Origin of the sequence: Streptomyces sp. NPDC001868, from assembly GCF_040297125.1 — a bacterium.
Lineage (GTDB): Bacteria > Actinomycetota > Actinomycetes > Streptomycetales > Streptomycetaceae > Streptomyces.
In genome coordinates, this window is sequence record NZ_JBEOYO010000008.1 from 173,751 (window position 1) to 189,585 (window position 15,835).

Annotated in this window: 13 protein-coding genes; 7 read left to right on the top strand and 6 right to left on the bottom strand. The window is 73.7% G+C overall.

Annotated features, from left to right (window positions below):
* Positions 1-2: 2 nt before the first annotated feature.
* Together ABT147_RS12815 and ABT147_RS12820 are read left to right on the top strand one after the other, a co-directional pair.
* Positions 3-755: an SH3 domain-containing protein gene (locus ABT147_RS12815; protein WP_351404953.1), complete on the top strand. Its 753-nt coding sequence runs from the start codon at positions 3-5 to the stop codon at positions 753-755.
* On the top strand, positions 748-1,752 hold the full coding sequence (locus tag ABT147_RS12820; protein WP_351404955.1) for a serine/threonine-protein kinase: 1,005 nt from the start codon (positions 748-750) through the stop codon (positions 1,750-1,752). Before ABT147_RS12815 ends, ABT147_RS12820 begins: the two co-directional genes overlap by 8 nt.
* Here ABT147_RS12820 and ABT147_RS12825 read toward each other — a convergent pair.
* Positions 1,724-2,188, bottom strand: coding sequence for an RpiB/LacA/LacB family sugar-phosphate isomerase (locus ABT147_RS12825; RefSeq protein WP_351404957.1), 465 nt, complete (start codon positions 2,186-2,188; stop codon positions 1,724-1,726). The genes ABT147_RS12820 and ABT147_RS12825 overlap by 29 nt on opposite strands.
* Before the next feature lie 32 nt (positions 2,189-2,220).
* On the bottom strand, positions 2,221-2,676 hold the full coding sequence (locus ABT147_RS12830) for a MarR family winged helix-turn-helix transcriptional regulator (RefSeq protein WP_351404959.1): 456 nt from the start codon (positions 2,674-2,676) through the stop codon (positions 2,221-2,223).
* Positions 2,677-2,862: 186 nt separating this feature from the next.
* On the opposite strand from ABT147_RS12830, the gene ABT147_RS12835 reads away from it, so the two are divergent.
* On the top strand, positions 2,863-4,326 hold the full coding sequence (locus tag ABT147_RS12835) for an MFS transporter (RefSeq protein ID WP_351404962.1): 1,464 nt from the start codon (positions 2,863-2,865) through the stop codon (positions 4,324-4,326).
* A 60-nt stretch (positions 4,327-4,386) separates the two neighbouring features.
* Here ABT147_RS12835 and ABT147_RS12840 read toward each other — a convergent pair whose 3' ends face one another.
* Both ABT147_RS12840 and ABT147_RS12845 read right to left on the bottom strand, forming a co-directional pair.
* Entirely contained in the window at positions 4,387-7,227 is a 2,841-nt protein-coding gene (locus ABT147_RS12840) for a LuxR C-terminal-related transcriptional regulator (protein WP_351404964.1), read from the bottom strand.
* A gap of 151 nt (positions 7,228-7,378) precedes the next feature.
* Complete coding sequence (locus tag ABT147_RS12845) at positions 7,379-8,059, bottom strand: hypothetical protein (RefSeq protein WP_351404966.1); 681 nt, start codon at positions 8,057-8,059, stop codon at positions 7,379-7,381.
* A gap of 311 nt (positions 8,060-8,370) precedes the next feature.
* Here ABT147_RS12845 and ABT147_RS12850 point away from each other — a divergent pair, with 311 nt between their 5' ends.
* Positions 8,371-8,997 (top strand): Dyp-type peroxidase, encoded by a 627-nt coding sequence (locus tag ABT147_RS12850; protein WP_351404969.1) that lies wholly within the window; start codon positions 8,371-8,373, stop codon positions 8,995-8,997.
* Positions 8,998-9,021: 24 nt separating this feature from the next.
* Here ABT147_RS12850 and ABT147_RS12855 read toward each other — a convergent pair whose 3' ends face one another.
* Complete coding sequence (locus ABT147_RS12855; RefSeq protein ID WP_351404971.1) at positions 9,022-10,602, bottom strand: amidohydrolase; 1,581 nt, start codon at positions 10,600-10,602, stop codon at positions 9,022-9,024.
* 129 nt (positions 10,603-10,731) lie between these two features.
* Between ABT147_RS12855 and ABT147_RS12860 the strand changes: the two genes are divergently transcribed.
* The 3 genes from ABT147_RS12860 to ABT147_RS12870 are packed head-to-tail and all read left to right on the top strand — an operon-like array spanning position 10,732 to position 15,553.
* Positions 10,732-12,519, top strand: a complete 1,788-nt coding sequence (locus tag ABT147_RS12860; protein WP_351404973.1) for an ABC transporter ATP-binding protein — start codon at positions 10,732-10,734, stop codon at positions 12,517-12,519.
* Positions 12,516-14,489: an ABC transporter ATP-binding protein gene (locus ABT147_RS12865; protein WP_351404975.1), complete on the top strand. Its 1,974-nt coding sequence runs from the start codon at positions 12,516-12,518 to the stop codon at positions 14,487-14,489. Before ABT147_RS12860 ends, ABT147_RS12865 begins: the two co-directional genes overlap by 4 nt.
* On the top strand, positions 14,489-15,553 hold the full coding sequence (locus tag ABT147_RS12870) for an iron-siderophore ABC transporter substrate-binding protein (protein WP_351404978.1): 1,065 nt from the start codon (positions 14,489-14,491) through the stop codon (positions 15,551-15,553). The genes ABT147_RS12865 and ABT147_RS12870 overlap by 1 nt, the downstream gene beginning before the upstream one ends.
* A gap of 67 nt (positions 15,554-15,620) precedes the next feature.
* Here the strand turns inward: ABT147_RS12870 and ABT147_RS12875 are convergent, their stop codons facing one another.
* Complete coding sequence (locus ABT147_RS12875) at positions 15,621-15,830, bottom strand: MbtH family protein (protein WP_351404980.1); 210 nt, start codon at positions 15,828-15,830, stop codon at positions 15,621-15,623.
* Positions 15,831-15,835 lie beyond the last annotated feature (5 nt).

A 15,835-nucleotide genomic window follows, 5' to 3' on the forward strand; every position in this document is an offset into this window, starting at 1 on the left:
CGATGACGACCCCGGGATTCCTCCCCACCCATGTCGTCCCGCCGGGCGGTCTGCCCGCCTGGGAGGCCCCCGACCCGTCGTATCCCACCGTGGCCCTCGACGCCCTGCTGCCCGTGCAGTTGCTGGAGCGGCGCGGCGACTGGGGCCGGGTCCTGTGCGCCAACGGCTGGTCCGCCTGGATCGACGGCCGCCTCCTCGTCTCCGTACCCCAGGACCCGCCCGCCGCCGGCGCGGACGCCACCCGCACGGCCGACCCGCGTCCGCTGCTGGCCCGGGTCGAGGAGGCCCTGACGCGGTACCGCACCGAGGCGGAGGCCCTGGCCGCCGGGCACCGCGACCGCGAGTCCTTCCGGGACCGTACGAAGGGGCTGCGGATCGGTGTCGTCGTCGACGGCGAGTCCCTGTGGCTGTTCGACGCCGCGCACGAACGGTGGGTGTACTGCGACGGGGCCCGGCTGAGCACGTTCGCCGTGGGCGACGAACCGCACGAGACCCCGGCCGCGCCGCGACCGCCGGCCGCGCCCCGGGTGGCGCCGGTCGCGGCCTCCACCCCGGAGCCCACCAGGGTCGTAGGGGAACCCGAGACCGAACACGGACCGGCGGAGGGCCATCCGGTGGAGGACCGCCCGGCCGGTCGGCCTCCCGCGGATCACGGGCCGAGAGACAACGGGCCGAAGGATCACGGGCCGAAGGATCACGGGCCGAGGGATCACGAACCCACCCGTCTGGTCCCGCCGGTGACCCGTGATGAGTGACACCCAGCCGTACGCGGGGCGCCCCTCCGAGCTGGTCGGACGGCAGATCGCGAGCTACCGCATCGAACGCGAGATCGGCCGGGGCGGCATGGCCGTCGTCTACCAGGCGATGGACCTGCGGCTGGAACGGACGGTCGCGCTGAAGCTGCTCGCCCCGGAACTGGCCCGCAACGACACGTTCCGGCGCCGCTTCACCCACGAGTCACGGGTGGCCGCCGCCATCGACCATCCGCACATCGTGCCCGTCTTCGAGGCGGGGGAGACGGACGGTGTCCTCTACATCGCCATGCGGTACGTCGCCGGCAGCGATCTGCGGCATCTCCTGGACCGGGAGGGCCCGTTGCCGGTCACGACCGCCGTCCGGATCGCCGCCCAGGTCGCCTCCGCGCTCGACGCGGCGCACGATCACGGTCTGGTGCACCGGGACGTGAAGCCCGGCAACATCCTGGTCGCGCAGGGCACCGACAGCGACCACCCCGAGCACGTCTATCTCACGGACTTCGGCCTGACGAAGAAGTCGCTGTCCCTGACGGGGTTCACCAGCGTCGGCCAGTTCGTGGGGACCCTCGACTACGTGGCACCGGAGCAGATCTCGGGCAAGCCCGTCGACGGCCGCTGCGACGTCTACAGCCTCGCCTGCGTCGTCCACGAGACCCTCGCGGGCCGGCCGCCCTTCCAACGGGACGACGACATGGCCCTGTTGTGGGCCCATCAGTACGACGAGCCGCCTCCCCTGACCGACGGACGCCCCGATCTGCCGCCGGCCGTGGACGGGGTGCTGGCGACGGCGCTGGCCAAGTCCCCGGACGACCGCTACGACTCCTGTCTGTCCTTCGTGGCGGCGCTCAGGGCCGCCGACACCACGCGCGGCTTCCCGCCGGGGCACGCACCGACCCGGGCCGCCGCGCCGAAGGCATCGGGACCGCCCGAGGCCCCGCCCGAACCGCCGCCGTGGGCCCGGCCCGTCTTCATCCGGTCCGGCCGGTACCCCTACTGACGTCGAGCCGCCCGACACGGGCCACGTTCGCCCGGTCGTCGGCGTCCTGGCTGGCCTCGGCGGCGAACCAGGCGTCGAGGATCTCCTTGAGCAGCGGCTCGGAGGTCAGCCGCAGCCCGATCGCCAGGACATTGGCGTCGTTCCAGCGGCGGGCACCGTCGGCCGTGTACGCGTCCGTGCACAGCGCGGCCCGCACCCCGGGCACCTTGTTCGCGGCGATCGACGCGCCGGTGCCCGTCCAGCAGCACACCACGGCCTGGTCCGACACACCGGAGGCGACCTCGCGCGCCGCCGCCTCCGAGCAGACGGCCCACTGGGAGTCGTCCCCGGCGCGCAGCGCGCCATGGGTCAGTACCTCGTGGCCCCGGCCGCGCAACTCCGTAAGGAGGAAGCGGGCGACGGGCTCGTCCATGTCCGAGGAGACGGAGATCCGCATGCCCCCGAGGCTACCCGGCGGGGCGCCGGCGGCTACGGGCGCGGCCAAGTCTTGCCGTGCAGCCGCTCGATGCTGGTGTTGAAGCGCTCCAGATAGTCGGCGAACCCGGCGATGTCCTCGTCCGACCAGTCGGCCAGCACCACGGCGAGGCTGCGGACGTTGCCCTCCCGCTCCTCGTCCAGCCTGCGCTCGCCCTCCTCGGTGATACGGAACTTCCGCGCCACACCGCCCTCCGGGTCGAGGACGTGCTCGACCAGCCCGGCCCGCAGGGTGGCGGCGGTCTGGCGGCGCAGGGTGGAGGCGTCGAGGCCGAAGGCGTCGCTCAGCTCACTGATGGACATCGGCCCCTCGACACGGATGCGGCTGAGGAGGATGTACGCGCTGCGCTCCAGCGTGGAGTCCTTGCGGCGCCCCTTGCTCTGGCTCAGATGCTGGTAACGCCCGAGCAGCATGTTCTCGTACTCGACCCGGCGCGTCGGCTCTTCCACGGTCGCCTACCTCCTCGTTGCGGACACGGCCAGGGCGATCTTTGCATCCCGGCAGGAGGGCTCCGCCGGATCAGGCAGCGTACCCGCGATGTGCATCATGCACGAGACGTGTGCCATGCATGGTGCAGGTAGGATGCACGTCAGGTGCATGACGTATGCCCTCGCATTCATCGCACGGAGGATTCCTTGACGGCCAACCCCCCGCCCGCCAGCCGCCCGGGCGGTGTCATCGCGACGCTGGCGCTCGCCGGCATCGTCGCCGCGATCATGCAGACGCTGGTGACACCGCTGCTCACCGAGCTGCCCACGATCCTCGACACCAGCGCGGCGAACGCCTCCTGGGTGATCACCGCGACGCTGCTGACGGGAGCGGTCTTCGGCCCGATCGGCGGACGTCTCGGCGACCTCTACGGCAAGCGGCGCATGCTCCTCGTCTGCTGTGCCCCGCTGATCATCGGCTCGGTGGTCTGCGCGCTGTCCTCGACCGTCGTGCCGATGATCGTCGGCCGGGGCCTCCAGGGAATCGGCATGGGCGTGGTCCCGCTCGGCATCAGCCTGCTGCGTGACGTCATCGCGCCGGAGAAGCTCAGCGGCTCCATCGCCCTGGTCAGCGCCTCCCTCGGTATCGGTGCCGGCCTCGGTCTGCCGATCGCCGCCTCCGTCGCCCAGTACGCCAGCTGGCGGGTGCTGTTCTGGGGCGCCGCCGGTCTGGCCGTCGCGGTCACCACCATGATCTGGTTCCTCGTCCCCGAGACCCCCGCCGGCGCCAAGGGGCAGCGCTTCGACTTCGTCGGCGCCTTCGGCCTCGGCGGCGGTGTGGTGTGCCTGCTCCTCGCGGTGTCCAAGGGCGCCGACTGGGGCTGGGGCTCCGCGGTCACGCTCGGCCTGTTCATCGCCGCCGCCGTGCTCCTGCTGTCCTGGGGCTTCTGGGAGCTGCGCACCCGCGAGCCACTGGTCGACCTGCGCACCACCGCCCACCCGCGCGTGCTGCTCACCAATGTCGCCTCGGTCCTCGTCGGCTTCGGCATGTACGCGCAGTCGCTGATCACCCCTCAGCTTCTGAGGTTGCCTGAGGCCACCGGCTACGGTCTGGGCCAGTCGATGCTGGCCATGGCGCTGTGGATGGCCCCGGCCGGCCTGATGATGATGGCGTTCTCCCCGCTCGGCGGAAAGCTCACCAACGCCCGGGGCCCCAAGTTCACGCTGGTCACCGGCTCCCTGGTGATCAGCACCGGCTACGGTCTGTCGCTCGTCCTGATGGGCTCCACCTGGGGTCTGCTGATCGTCTCCCTCGTCGTCAGCTCCGGTGTCGGCCTCGCGTACGGCGCCATGCCCGCGCTGATCATGAGCGCGGTGCCGCTGTCCGAGACGGCCTCCGCCAACAGCTTCAACACGCTGATGCGCGCCCTGGGCACCTCCACCGCCGCCGCCGTGGTCGGTGTGGTCCTCGCCCAGATGACCACCACGCTCGGTGGCTTCAGCCTGCCCTCGGAGGCCGGCTTCCGTACCGGCCTGATGATCGGCTGCGGTGCCGCGCTGGTGGCCGCCGCCGTCGCCGTGTTCATCCCCGCCGCACGGGCCACCGGGTCCGACGCCGATGCCGAGGAGCAGGAGCCGAGCACGGCGGAGGCCCCCGCTTCCGCCGCGTGAGGAGGGGGCAGGGGCGGGGGAGTACGCCGGCCCCTGCGCCCAACCGGTCCGGCGCAGCGCCTAGCCGGTCCGGCGCAGCAGGGCGGCCAGGGTGAGGCGGGACGAGACACCGAGTTTGCGGTAGACGCGGAACAGATGGGTCTCCACCGTGCGCGGGCTGAGGAAGAGGCGCTCGGCGATGTCGCGGGTGCGCAGCCCCTCGGCGGCGAGTTCGGCTATCTCGCGTTCGCGGTCGCTGAGGGTGCCGAGCGACCGCGTGGCCGGGTCGCTCTCGGACAGTTCGACGCGCAGGTCGGCCACCCGCTCCCGCACCAGCTGCGCCCCACTGGAGCGGGCGACCGCCTCGGCCACGTCCAGTCGGCGCAGCGCCTCGGCCCGGTCCTCGGTCGCGGCGAGGGAGGGGGCGCAGGCAGCCAGCGTCCAGGCGTACTGCACCGGCATACCGGCGGAACGGAACCCCCGCGCGGCCAGGGCGAAGAGCTTGCCCGCCATGTCGTGTTCCCCGTCGGCCGCGTGGAGCCGGGCGCGCGCCTCCTGCACATACGCCTCCTGCACCGGCAGCCCGAGCCGGCCGGCCGCCATCTCGGCGGCCTGGACCAGACGGTGGGCCTCGTCGTGGTCACCGCACTCCAGCGTGGCCATGGCCAGCAGGGCGAGCAGGAAGGGCCGGGAGAACGGGCGCACCAGCGACAGCCCCTCACCGCCCCCGCCCTCCAGCAGCGTCCGCCGGCATCCGGCGGCGTCACCGGCGAGCAGCCGCGCCTGCGCCAGCAGACCCGTCGCCGAGGTCGCCCACCAGGTCCGGCCGGGCGGGGCGACGGTCGTCGCCTCCTCGACCAGGGCGACCGCCTCGGCCGCGTACCCCTGTCCCCTGGACCAGACGAGCGCGGTCGCGCGCATCGCCCGCGCCAGGGTGACCGCGCCCTCGGCGCCCACGGAGCGGGCCAGGGTCTCGACCTCGCGGGCCCGCCGCTCCGAGGTGTCCAGCCGGCCGGTCCACTGCTCGACCATGGCGAGTGCCAGGAGCCGGTGCATCAGGATGGGCCGCCGCGCGTCCGGGGCGGTGGTCTCCAGACCCCGGCCCAGATGACGGGCCGCGTCCGCGAACCGCTCCAGGTACAGCTCGGCACAGCCGAGGAGGGCGAGCGTCTCCGGCGTACGGCCGGCCATCGGGTCGGGCAGGGCGTCCAGCAGCCGGGCGCAGTGCGTGACCTCGGGGCCCGCCTCGTCGACGTCTCCCGCGTGGACGGCGCAGAGCGCGGACAGGACGCGGAGCACGGTGCGGTCCGCGCGGTCCGCCGCGCCCGCCGCCCGCGAGGCCTCCCGGAGCAGGGTGCGCGCCTGGTCGTGCGTCCCCCGGAGCGTGTGGACGAGCCCGTACTCGATGGCGAGCCGGACGGCCTCGGCCGGCAGCGGGTCGGGCAGCGGCCGGGGCAGCAGGGCGAGGGCGGCGCCGACGACGGCCGTCGCCTCCTGGTACCGGCCGAGCTGCCGCTCCGCGTCGGCCCAGACGGTGTGCGCCTGGAGCGACTGACTTTCCGTGAGATCCGCGCCCGGATCTGCCAGCAGCTCATGGGCGCGGGAGCGTGCCTCCTCCGGCTGTCCCGAGGCGATCAGGGCACGGCAGCAGGCGAGTTCCAGCGCGGTCCGGGCGGCCGGGTCCCCGCCCTGGCCGGGCAGGGACTCCAGGGCCAGCCGGAACCAGCGGGCCGCGGTCGCCGGCGCCCGGGCGGCGACCTCCGCGGCTCCCTCCGCCAGGGTGCGCGCGGTGCCCGCCGGGTCGGTGCCCCACAGGTGCTCGGCGTGGCGGGCCCGTTCGCCGGCCCGGCCGCCACGGGCGGTGACCAGCTCCAGGGCGCGCTGGTGGGCGCGCAGCCGGAAGGACAACCCGGCCCTCTCGTACGCGACATGGCCGACCACGGGGTGGCGGAAGCGCAGGCCCCCGCTCCAGTCGGCCTGCCGTACCAGGTCCGCCCGTTCCAGTTCGGCGAGCGTGTCCAGGGTGGCGTCCAGGCCCAGACCGGAGACCCGGGCCACGTCCTGCGGCCGGAAGGGGGAGCCGAGCACGGCCGCCGCCGACATCGTCGTCGCGGCGCTCGGCGTCAGGGCGTCGAGTTCGGCGACGAGCGGCTTCGCCTCGCGCAGCAGCCCGTCGGTGTCGGTTCCCGGACGGTCGGGCCAGTGGCCGGGGTGCCAGTCGGCCGCGAGGAGCACGCGCAGATGGCGCGGATTGCCCTCCGCCGCGGCGCACACCTGACCCGCGAACTCCCGGAGCGCGGCGGGGCCGTGCGCATACGGCGCGGGGCTCGTGTCCGCGTGCCGGCCGGTGAGCAGGGCGGCCACCGCCTCGGTGTCGAGGGGGCCCGGTTCGAGCCGGGTCACCGTGCCGGCCCGGAGCCCGTCCTCCAGCGCCTCCCGCAGCTCGGGCGAGGTCTGCCGGGGACGGTGGGCCAGGGCGAGCACGAACGGGCGGGACACCACGGAACGGACCAACCGTATGAGCGTCGCCGTCGACTCGGGGTCGCACCAGTGGACGTCGTCCAGGACCAGGACACCGCCCGCCGCCCACTGGGCGGGCCGGTCGCGGACCTCGGCGAACGAGGTCGCGCGGGCGCCGGGCGTACGGGGGAAGCCCTGCCGGGCCTCCCAGGCGTCGCGCAGCACCTGGAACGGGGTGGAGCCGCCGCGTACGGCATGGGCCCGGGTGACGGGGAGTCCTCGGCGGGCGGCCAGGTCCACGAGGGCCAGGGCGAGACGGGTCTTGCCGATGCCCGGCTCCCCGGCGATCTCCACGACCGATCCCCGGCCGTCGTCCAGCGCCTCCACGACTCCCGAGAGCAGGGCGAGTTCGGCCTCCCGTGCGACGAGGAGATCTCCGGCCGGTCCGGGCACTGCGGTCATGCGTGCCGTTCCCCCTTGCGCGTACGTCCGACATCCCCGGGCTCACTCCGGCTCACAGGGCGTCCTCAGGGCAACCCTACAGAGGCGCGAGAGGGGTGTCCGTCCGCTTCCCGGGGCCGGTGACCGGGCGGACATCGCCTGCGGGTGTCGCTTACGGCGAGGCGGGGGAGTCCAGGGGCCGGACGGTGAGGGACCACGGGCCGTCGGAGCGGGCGTAGATGAGGCAGGGGCCGCTGAGAGGGGCCTCGCCGTGCCAGGGGCCGACGTGGTTGGCCAGCTCGTCCAGGAAGCCGGTGCCGTCCGGTTCGAAGGTGTCGACGAGGAAGTAGCCGCCGTCGTCGGACCGGGGATCGCCCTCGTACCGCAGGGTCGCGATCCCGGGGCCGCCGGTGTGGCGGAGCACGTCCGAGGCGGGGCGCCGTATGCCGCCCTCGCAGCCGAGCGCGCTCGACACCGGACTCACGTCGACCGTCCACGGTCCGTCCGCCTGGACGCGCAGCGCCCGCACCGGCCGGTCGTCGGCGTTCACCAGGGCCCGGCAGGAGAAGGGCCCGTCGGTGTAGACGAGTTGGCTCTGGGAGTGCAGCCTCCCGTCCAGGGCGTCCACGACGAAGTGCCCGGTCCCCGGGTGCGTGATGTCGAGGATGACCGGCCCCGTCCCGGTGGTCAGCTCGGCGACCTCGTCACTGTCCCCGTCGATCCGCTGGAGCGCCGGGCCGCCCGCGGTGAGCAGCGGGGGTGCCTGCCGGGGCGGCTCATGGCTCTTGACGACCCCGGACAGCGGCACCACATCGGCCCGTTGCTTCGCACGGTCGCGCCGAAACCACTTCATCGTGCCCCCCTGGTGACGTCTGCGCACAGTATTGGGCGTCCGGGTCTCCGCGTATACAACGAGGACCCGCACTTCGATAACTGCCCTTGTGACCTGGGATGTTGTGTCGTTCATCATTGTTTGCGGGCCTGAGCGAATCGACGTGTATCGTCCCCGGCCCCACCGGGCATGGTGAGGGGGGCGGAATGTGCCCGGGCACGCGGCGCGCGACGACGGAGTCGCGTGTGGCGGCGGAGCCGGGGCCGCCCGTGCCGTCCTGAGCGAAGGTGGTCCACGCGTGCTGCGCACGTGTGGTGCTGAAGAGGGGAGCCATGGCGCGGCCGGTCGTGTCCGAGGACGTTCTGCCGCAGCCGATCGCCCTGGGCTGTGTCGCCGGGATCGGCGCGGAGGCCTGGGACCGGCTCTTCGGCTCGCCCCGGCCCGCCGCCCTGCACCCCTTCCCGGAGCTGGAGGGGCCCCGGCACCGGGCCGTGTCCACACCGGGCGACCTGCTCTTCCACATCAGGGCGACGCGCGTCGACCCGTGCTTCGCGCCGGCCGCCGAGATCATGCGGCAACTGCGCGGCGTGGACTCCTGGGACGAACTCCCCGTCGAGGCGCAGGAGAAGGTCATCGGCGGGACCAAGCTGACCAACCTGGAGCTGGACGTGGAGGGTTCGCACGTCGACGTCGACACGGTCCTCGGCCCGGACGGCACCGAGCAGCGCATACTGCGCGCCGCCATGCCGTTCGGCAGGCCCGGCCAGGGCGAGTTCGGCACGTACTTCATCGCCTACGCCCGTGACCCCGAGACCATGCTGCGGAAGATGTTCCTCGGCGAACCGCCGGTCGGCCACGACCGGATCCTGGACTTCTCCCGGGCCGTGACCGGCACCATGTTCTTCGTGCCCTCGGCGGACTTCCTGCGCACGATCCCGGCCCGCCGTCCACCGGTCTGACACGCCCGTGCCCGCTGCGGCCCGTCAGTACTCGTCCTCGCCCTCGACGAACGTCCGCACCACCTCGATCTCCGCGATCCGGGACACGTCCACCCGGCGCGGATCGTCGCCCAGCACCACGAGGTCGGCCCGCTTGCCGGGGGTGAGGCTCCCGGCGTCGGTTTCCCAGTGGCAGGCGCGGGCCGCCTCGACGGTGTAAGCGCGCAGCGCCTCCTCGACGGTGATCGCCTCCTCGGGGCCGATGAGACGCCCGGACTCCGAGGCCCGCTCCACCATGAACTGGATCGCCCGCAGCGGGGCGCCGTTCGCCACCGGGCGGTCCGAGCTGCCGGCGACCCGGACGCCGTGGTCGAGGAAGCCCCGGCCCCGGTAGAGCCAGCCGGCCCGGTCCTCGCCCATGATCGTGGCGTAGTCGTCGCCGTAGTAGCGCAGGAAGCTCGGCTGGATGACGACGGTGACGCCGAGCGCGGCGAGCCGGGGGAGTTGGTCGGGGCGGACCAGGCCCGCGTGCTCGACGCGATGCCGTGCCGTCGGGCGGGGGCTCAGCTTCTGGGCCTTCTCCAGCGCGTCCAGGGCGACATCGAGGGCCCGGTCGCCGATCGCGTGCACGGCGAGCTGCCAGCCCGCGAGATGCCCCTCGACGATCGTGCTCTCCAGCACCTCCGGCTCGTGCATCAGCTGACCGGAGCCACCGGGCCCGCCGGGGCCTTCGGGGCTCAGATAGGGGCTGGTGAGGGCCGCCGTACGGGCCATCATGCCGCCGTCGGTGAATATCTTGAGCGCGCCGAGGGAGAGCGCGCCGTCCCCGAAGCCACTGCGCAGCCCGAGGTCGATCGCCCGGCTCGTGGTGTCCCCGGCGTCCGCGCCGACCGGACGCAGCGCGTCGGCGGCGACCATCAGCCGTACCCGCACCGGCAGTCGGCCCGACTCGTGGGCGAGCTGGTACGCGGCGCCCTCGATGGGACTGTGCCCGAAGAGCCGGGCCCCGACCCCCGCCTCGGCGCACCCTGTGATCCCCTCGGACCGGCAGACGCGCGCCGCGTGCTCGATCGCCGACGCCAGCTCGGTGAGCGCGTGCGGTGGCCGGGACTGCAGCGCGGCCCCCATCGCGCCCTCGGCGAGGAAACCGTCCGGGCGGGCCACCTCCGCCGGGAGCCCGTTCAGCACGGCCGAGTTGACCAGACAGGCGTGCCCGGAGAGGTGGCCCAGATACACCTTGCGTCCGGCGCTGACGGCGTCGAGGTCCGCCGCCGTCAGCGGACGGTCCAGGGTGCGCTGGTCGTAGCCGCCGAAGTCCACCCAGCCGCCGGCGGGGGCCCGCGTCACCGCCTCCGCCACCACACGGAGCACGTCGTCCGCGCTGCGGCTCGGCGCGACACTGGGTGCCCCCGCCTTCAAGCCCGCCCACGCCAGGTGCACATGGGCGTCGATGAAGCCCGGCAGCACGGTGGCGCCGCCCAGGTCCAGTGTCCGGCGTGCCGGGAGCCCCGCCACCTCCTCGTCCAGGCCGACGATCCGCCCCCGCCAGATGCCGAGTTCACGGGCGGCCGGGCGGTCCGGGTCCATGGTGACGACATGGGCGTTGGTGATCCTGGTGCTGAGCACGAACAGGTCCTTCCGGTCGGTGAGGTCTCGAAGAGGTTTCGGGGCTGGTCCAGGAAGACAAATGTAGTTAGCCTTACCTAAGTTTTCTTGTACGTATCCTGTGTTGGCGAAACCGGTCCGGAGTGTTGCGTGAGAAAAGCGGACCCACCGGGGCGGAACGTCCTGTGGCGCGCGGTCGGCGGACAGCGTCGGGACGTCGTGCTGGGCGCGGTTCTGGGGATGGGACACCAGACGGGCGAGGCCCTGGTGCCGGTGCTCATCGGACTGGCCATCGAGCGCGGAGTCGTGGACGGCGACGCCCCCGGACTGCTGCTGTGGCTCGGCATCCTGGCCGTCCTGTACGTCGGACTGTCCTTCAGCTTCCGCTTCAGCGCGCGGGCCGGTGAGCGCGCCGCCGTCACCGCCGCGCACCACCTCAGGGCCGAACTCGTCGGCCGTGTCCTCGCTCCAGAGGGCGGCGCCGAGGAGGGACGCCTGCCGGGCGAGCTGACCAACATCGCCACCGAGGACGCCAAGCGGGTCGGTGCCGTCGCTATGGCGCTCATCGTCGCCTTCGCGGCCGCCGCCGGGCTCGTGGTCAGCGCGGTCGCGCTGCTGCGGGTCTCCCTCGTCCTGGGCCTGCTCGTCCTCCTCGGGACCCCGCTGCTGCTGTGGCTGGGACACCTGCTGAGCAAGCCCCTGGAGCGGCGCAGCGAGACCGAGCAGGAACGCGCCGCGCAGGCCTCCGGCGTGGCCGCCGACCTGGTCGCCGGACTGCGCGTCCTCAAGGGCATCGGCGCCGAGACGGCGGCCGTCGCCCGCTACCGGCGCGTCAGCCAGGACTCCCTCGCCGCGACCCTGCGCGCCGCCCGCGCCGAGGCCTGGCAGCACGGCGTCGTCACCATCCTCACCGGCACCTTCATCGCCCTGGTCGCCCTCGTCGGCGGACGCCTCGCCGCACGCGGTGACATCGGCCTCGGCGAACTCGTCTCCTCCGTCGGCCTCGCCCTGTTCCTCGTCGGCCCGCTCGGCGAATTCGCCTGGGTCAACGCCGAACTGGCGCAGGGCCGCGCCTCCGCCGCCCGGATCGCCGAAGTGCTGGACGCCCCCGGTGACGTGTCCGACGCACCCGCCGCCGACACGATCCCGGCGGCCGGTGTCGAGGGACGGCTGACGCTGCGCGCCCTCACCCACGGCACCCTGCGCGGCGTCGACCTCGACATCGCCCCCGGCGAGACCGTCGGCGTCGCCACCACCGACCCCGCCGACGCCTCCGCCCTGCTGCGCTGCCTCGGCCGCCGCGTCGACCCCGACGCGGGCGCCGTGGAACTGGACGGCACGGAACTCACCGCGCTCGGCCTGGCCGACGTACGCGCGGCGATCCTCGTCGCCGAGCACGACGCGGACCTGTTCGAGGGCACGGTCTGGGAGAACGTCACGGCGGCGGTACCCGCCCGAGCGGGAGCGACCGCCGTATCGGTGGAAGCGAAGGTCGCCCCGGTGGAAGCGACGGCCGTGTCGGCGGGCGCCGCGCCCGCACCGGCCGGAGTCACCGCCGCGATGGCCGCCTCCGGCACGGACGAGGTCGCCCGAGCGCTGCCCCACGGGGTCGACACGGCCGTCACCGCGCGCGGCCGTTCGCTCTCCGGCGGACAGCGGCAACGGGTCGCCCTCGCCCGCGCCCTGGCCGCCGACGCGCCGGTCCTCGTCGTGCACGAGCCCGCCACCGCCGTCGACGCCGTCACCGAGACCCGTATCGCCGCCGGGATCAGGGACGTCCGGGGCGGACGGACCACGCTCCTGGTCACCAACAGCCCGGCCCTGCTCGCCGTCACCGACCGAGCCGTCCTCCTCCACGACGGCCGGGTCACCGCGACCGGCGACCACGAGCGCCTCGTCCACGAGTGCGCCGACTACCGTACGGCGGTTCTGACATGACCGAGCGACCCGACGGCCGTTCGAGGACGACCGAGCGATCCGACGGCCGATCCCGGACGACTGAGCGATCCGACGGCCGTTCCCGGACGACCGAGCGACCCGGCGCCGACGGGACCGCCGAGACCGTTCCTGTTCCCCCCGGCGGCGACCGCCCCGGGCCCGAACTGCTGCCCGTCGCCACCCCCGCCCGCACCCGGGCGGCGGTCGCCGAACTGCTGCGCCCGCAGCGGCGGTTGGCGGTGTCCGCCTTCGGTGTGATGGTCGGTTCCACCGCCGTCGGTCTGCTCGTGCAGCCCCTGCTGGGCCGGATCGTCGACCTGGCCGCCGACCGGGGGTCCGTCGACGCCATCACGGTCACCGCCGCTCTGCTGGTGGCCGTCGCCGTGGCGCAGGGTGTCACCGCCGGGTTCGGGCTGTCGCAGATAGCCCGGCTGGGCGAGACGACCCTGGCCCGGCTGCGCGAACGCTTCGTCGAACGGGCCCTGGCACTCCCGCTGGAGCGCGTCGAGAAGGCCGGCGCCGGCGACCTGACCGCCCGGGTCACCGCCGACGTCTCCCTCATCGCCGACGCCGTACGCAACGCGCTGCCCGCACTCGGGCAGTCGGTGCTCACCATCGTCCTCACCTTCGGCGCCCTCGCCCTGCTCGACTGGCGGTTCCTGCTGGCCGCCCTGCTCGCGGTCCCCGTACAGGTGGCCACCGCACGCTGGTACGTCGCCCGTGCCATCCCCCTCTACGCCGAGCAGCGGGTCGCGGCGGGCGCCCAGCAGCAGCAGATGCTCGACACCATCGGCGGCAGCTCCACCGTGCGCTCGTTCCGCCTGAGCCGGGAGCACACCGAGCGGGTCACCGAACGGTCCTGGTCCGTGGTGGCGTTGACCATGCGGGGCGTACGGCTCGTCCTCGGCTTCTACAGCCGGCTGCACATCGCCGAGTACATCGGCCTCGCCGCCGTCCTCGCCACCGGGTACTGGCTGGTCCGCGACGGCTCCGCCAGCATCGGTACGGCGACCGCCGCCGCCCTGTACTTCCACAGCCTCTTCGGCCCCGTCAACGCGGCCCTCGCCCTCCTCGACGACGCCCAGTCGGCCACCGCGGGCCTCGCCCGGCTCGTCGGCGTCACCGACGAACCGGTGCCCCCGGTACCGGCGCACACCGTCGAGGCCGGCGGCGTCGACGTCACCGTACGGGGCCTCGGCCACGCCTACCGGCCAGGCCATCCCGTCCTGCACGACATCGACCTGACGATCCGGCACGGCGAACGCGTCGCCCTCGTCGGCGCGAGCGGGGCGGGCAAGACCACCCTGGCCAAGCTCGTCGCCGGCATTCAGCCGCCCACCACCGGCAGCGTCCTGGTGGGCGGGATCCCGCCGACCGAACTCGGTACCGCCGCCTCCCGCACGATCGCCCTGATCACCCAGGAGACCCATGTCTTCGCGGGCCCCCTCGCCGACGACCTGCGGCTCGCCCGGCCCGACGCCACCGACGACGAACTGCGCGCCGCGCTCGACCGCGTCGACGCCCTCGGCTGGGCCGAGGCCCTGCCCGACGGGCTCGCCACCGTCGTCGGCGACGGCGGCCACCGGCTCAGCGGCGAACGCACCCAGGCCCTCGCGCTGGCCCGGCTGATCCTCGCCGACCCGCCCCTGGTGATCCTCGACGAGGCCACCGCCGAGGCGGGCAGCGCCGGGGCGCGCACGCTGGAGAAGGCGGTCGCTCGCGCCGTGGACGGCCGGACCGCGCTGATCGTCGCCCACCGCCTCAGCCAGGCCGCCACCGCCGACCGCGTCGTCGTCATGGAGGCCGGCCGGGTGGTCGAGAGCGGCACCCACGACGAACTCCACGCCGCGCGCGGCCCCTACGCCGCCCTCTGGTCGGCCTGGGCGGACGCCCGCGACACCGGCCCCCGGCCGGCCCCCGAGACCCCCACACATATCGCTCCACAGGAACCCGAACCGAAGGACCTCTGATGTTCCGCTCCCGCAGAGCGCCGCGGCTCGCCGTCGTGCTCGCCTCCGCCACCCTGCTCCTCGCCACCGCGTGCGGCGGCGGCGACTCGGACTCCGACGCGTCGGCCGGCGCGGAGGCGAGCACCTCCTCCGGCGAGTCCGCCTTCCCGGTCTCCGTCGACCACAAGTACGGCAGCACCACGATCAAGGCCGAGCCCAAGCGGATCGTCACCGTCGGCCTCACCGACCAGGACGCGGTCCTCGCCCTCGGTCAGGTCCCCGTCGGCACCACCGAATGGCTCGGCGGCTACAAGGGGGCCATCGGCCCCTGGGCCGAGGACAAGCTCGGCTCGGCCGCGGCGCCGACCGTCCTCAAGGACACGGGCACCGGCCCGCAGGTGGAGAAGATCGCCGCCCTCAAGCCGGACCTGATCCTCGCGGTGTACGGCGGGCTCACCAAGGAGCAGTACGAGTCGCTGTCCAAGTTCGCGCCCGTGGTCGCCCAGCCGAAGGCGTACAACGACTACGGCGTCCCGTGGCAGGAGCAGACCGAGACCATCGGCAAGGCGCTCGGCAAGCCCGAGGAGGCCGCCGAGGCGGTCGCCGACACCGAGGCGAAGATCAAGACCGCCGCCGACAAGTACCCGGCGTTCAAGGGCTCCACGGCGGTCATGGCCACCCCGTACGAGGGCATGTTCGTCTTCGGCAGCCAGGACGCCCGCTCGCGTCTGCTGACCGGTCTCGGCTTCGCGCTGCCGACGGACCTGGACAAGGCGATCGGCGACCAGTTCGGCGCGAACATCAGCAAGGAGCGCACCGACCTGCTGGACCAGGACGCCATCGTGTGGATCGTCGGCGACCCGGTCAAGGACGCCGCGAAGCTGCACAAGGACGCCTCGTACAAGGACCTGGGCGTCGTGAAGGAGGGCCGCGAGGTCTTCGTGAACGAGTCCAGCGACTACGGCAACGCCACGTCCTTCGTCTCCGTCCTCAGCCTGCCGTACGTGGTCGAGCGGCTGACCCCGCAGCTGGCGGCGGCCGTCGACGGCAAGACGGACACCAAGGTGGAGCAGCCCGCTTCCTGACGCGGGCGGGGGAACGACGACGAGGGGGGCCGGTCACCGACCGGCCCCCCTTCCCGTTTCTCCCGTGTCAGCCGTCCATCGACTCGGCCAGGCTCCGGGGCCGCATGTCGGTCCAGTTCGTCTCGACGTGGTCCAGGCAGGACTGCCGCGAGTCGGGCCCGTGGGCCACCCGCCAGCCGGCCGGCACGTCCACGAAGTCCGGCCACAGGCTGTGCTGGTTCTCGTCGTTGACCAGCACCAGGTAGGTGCCCTCGGGGTCCTCGAACGGGTTGCTCATTCCAT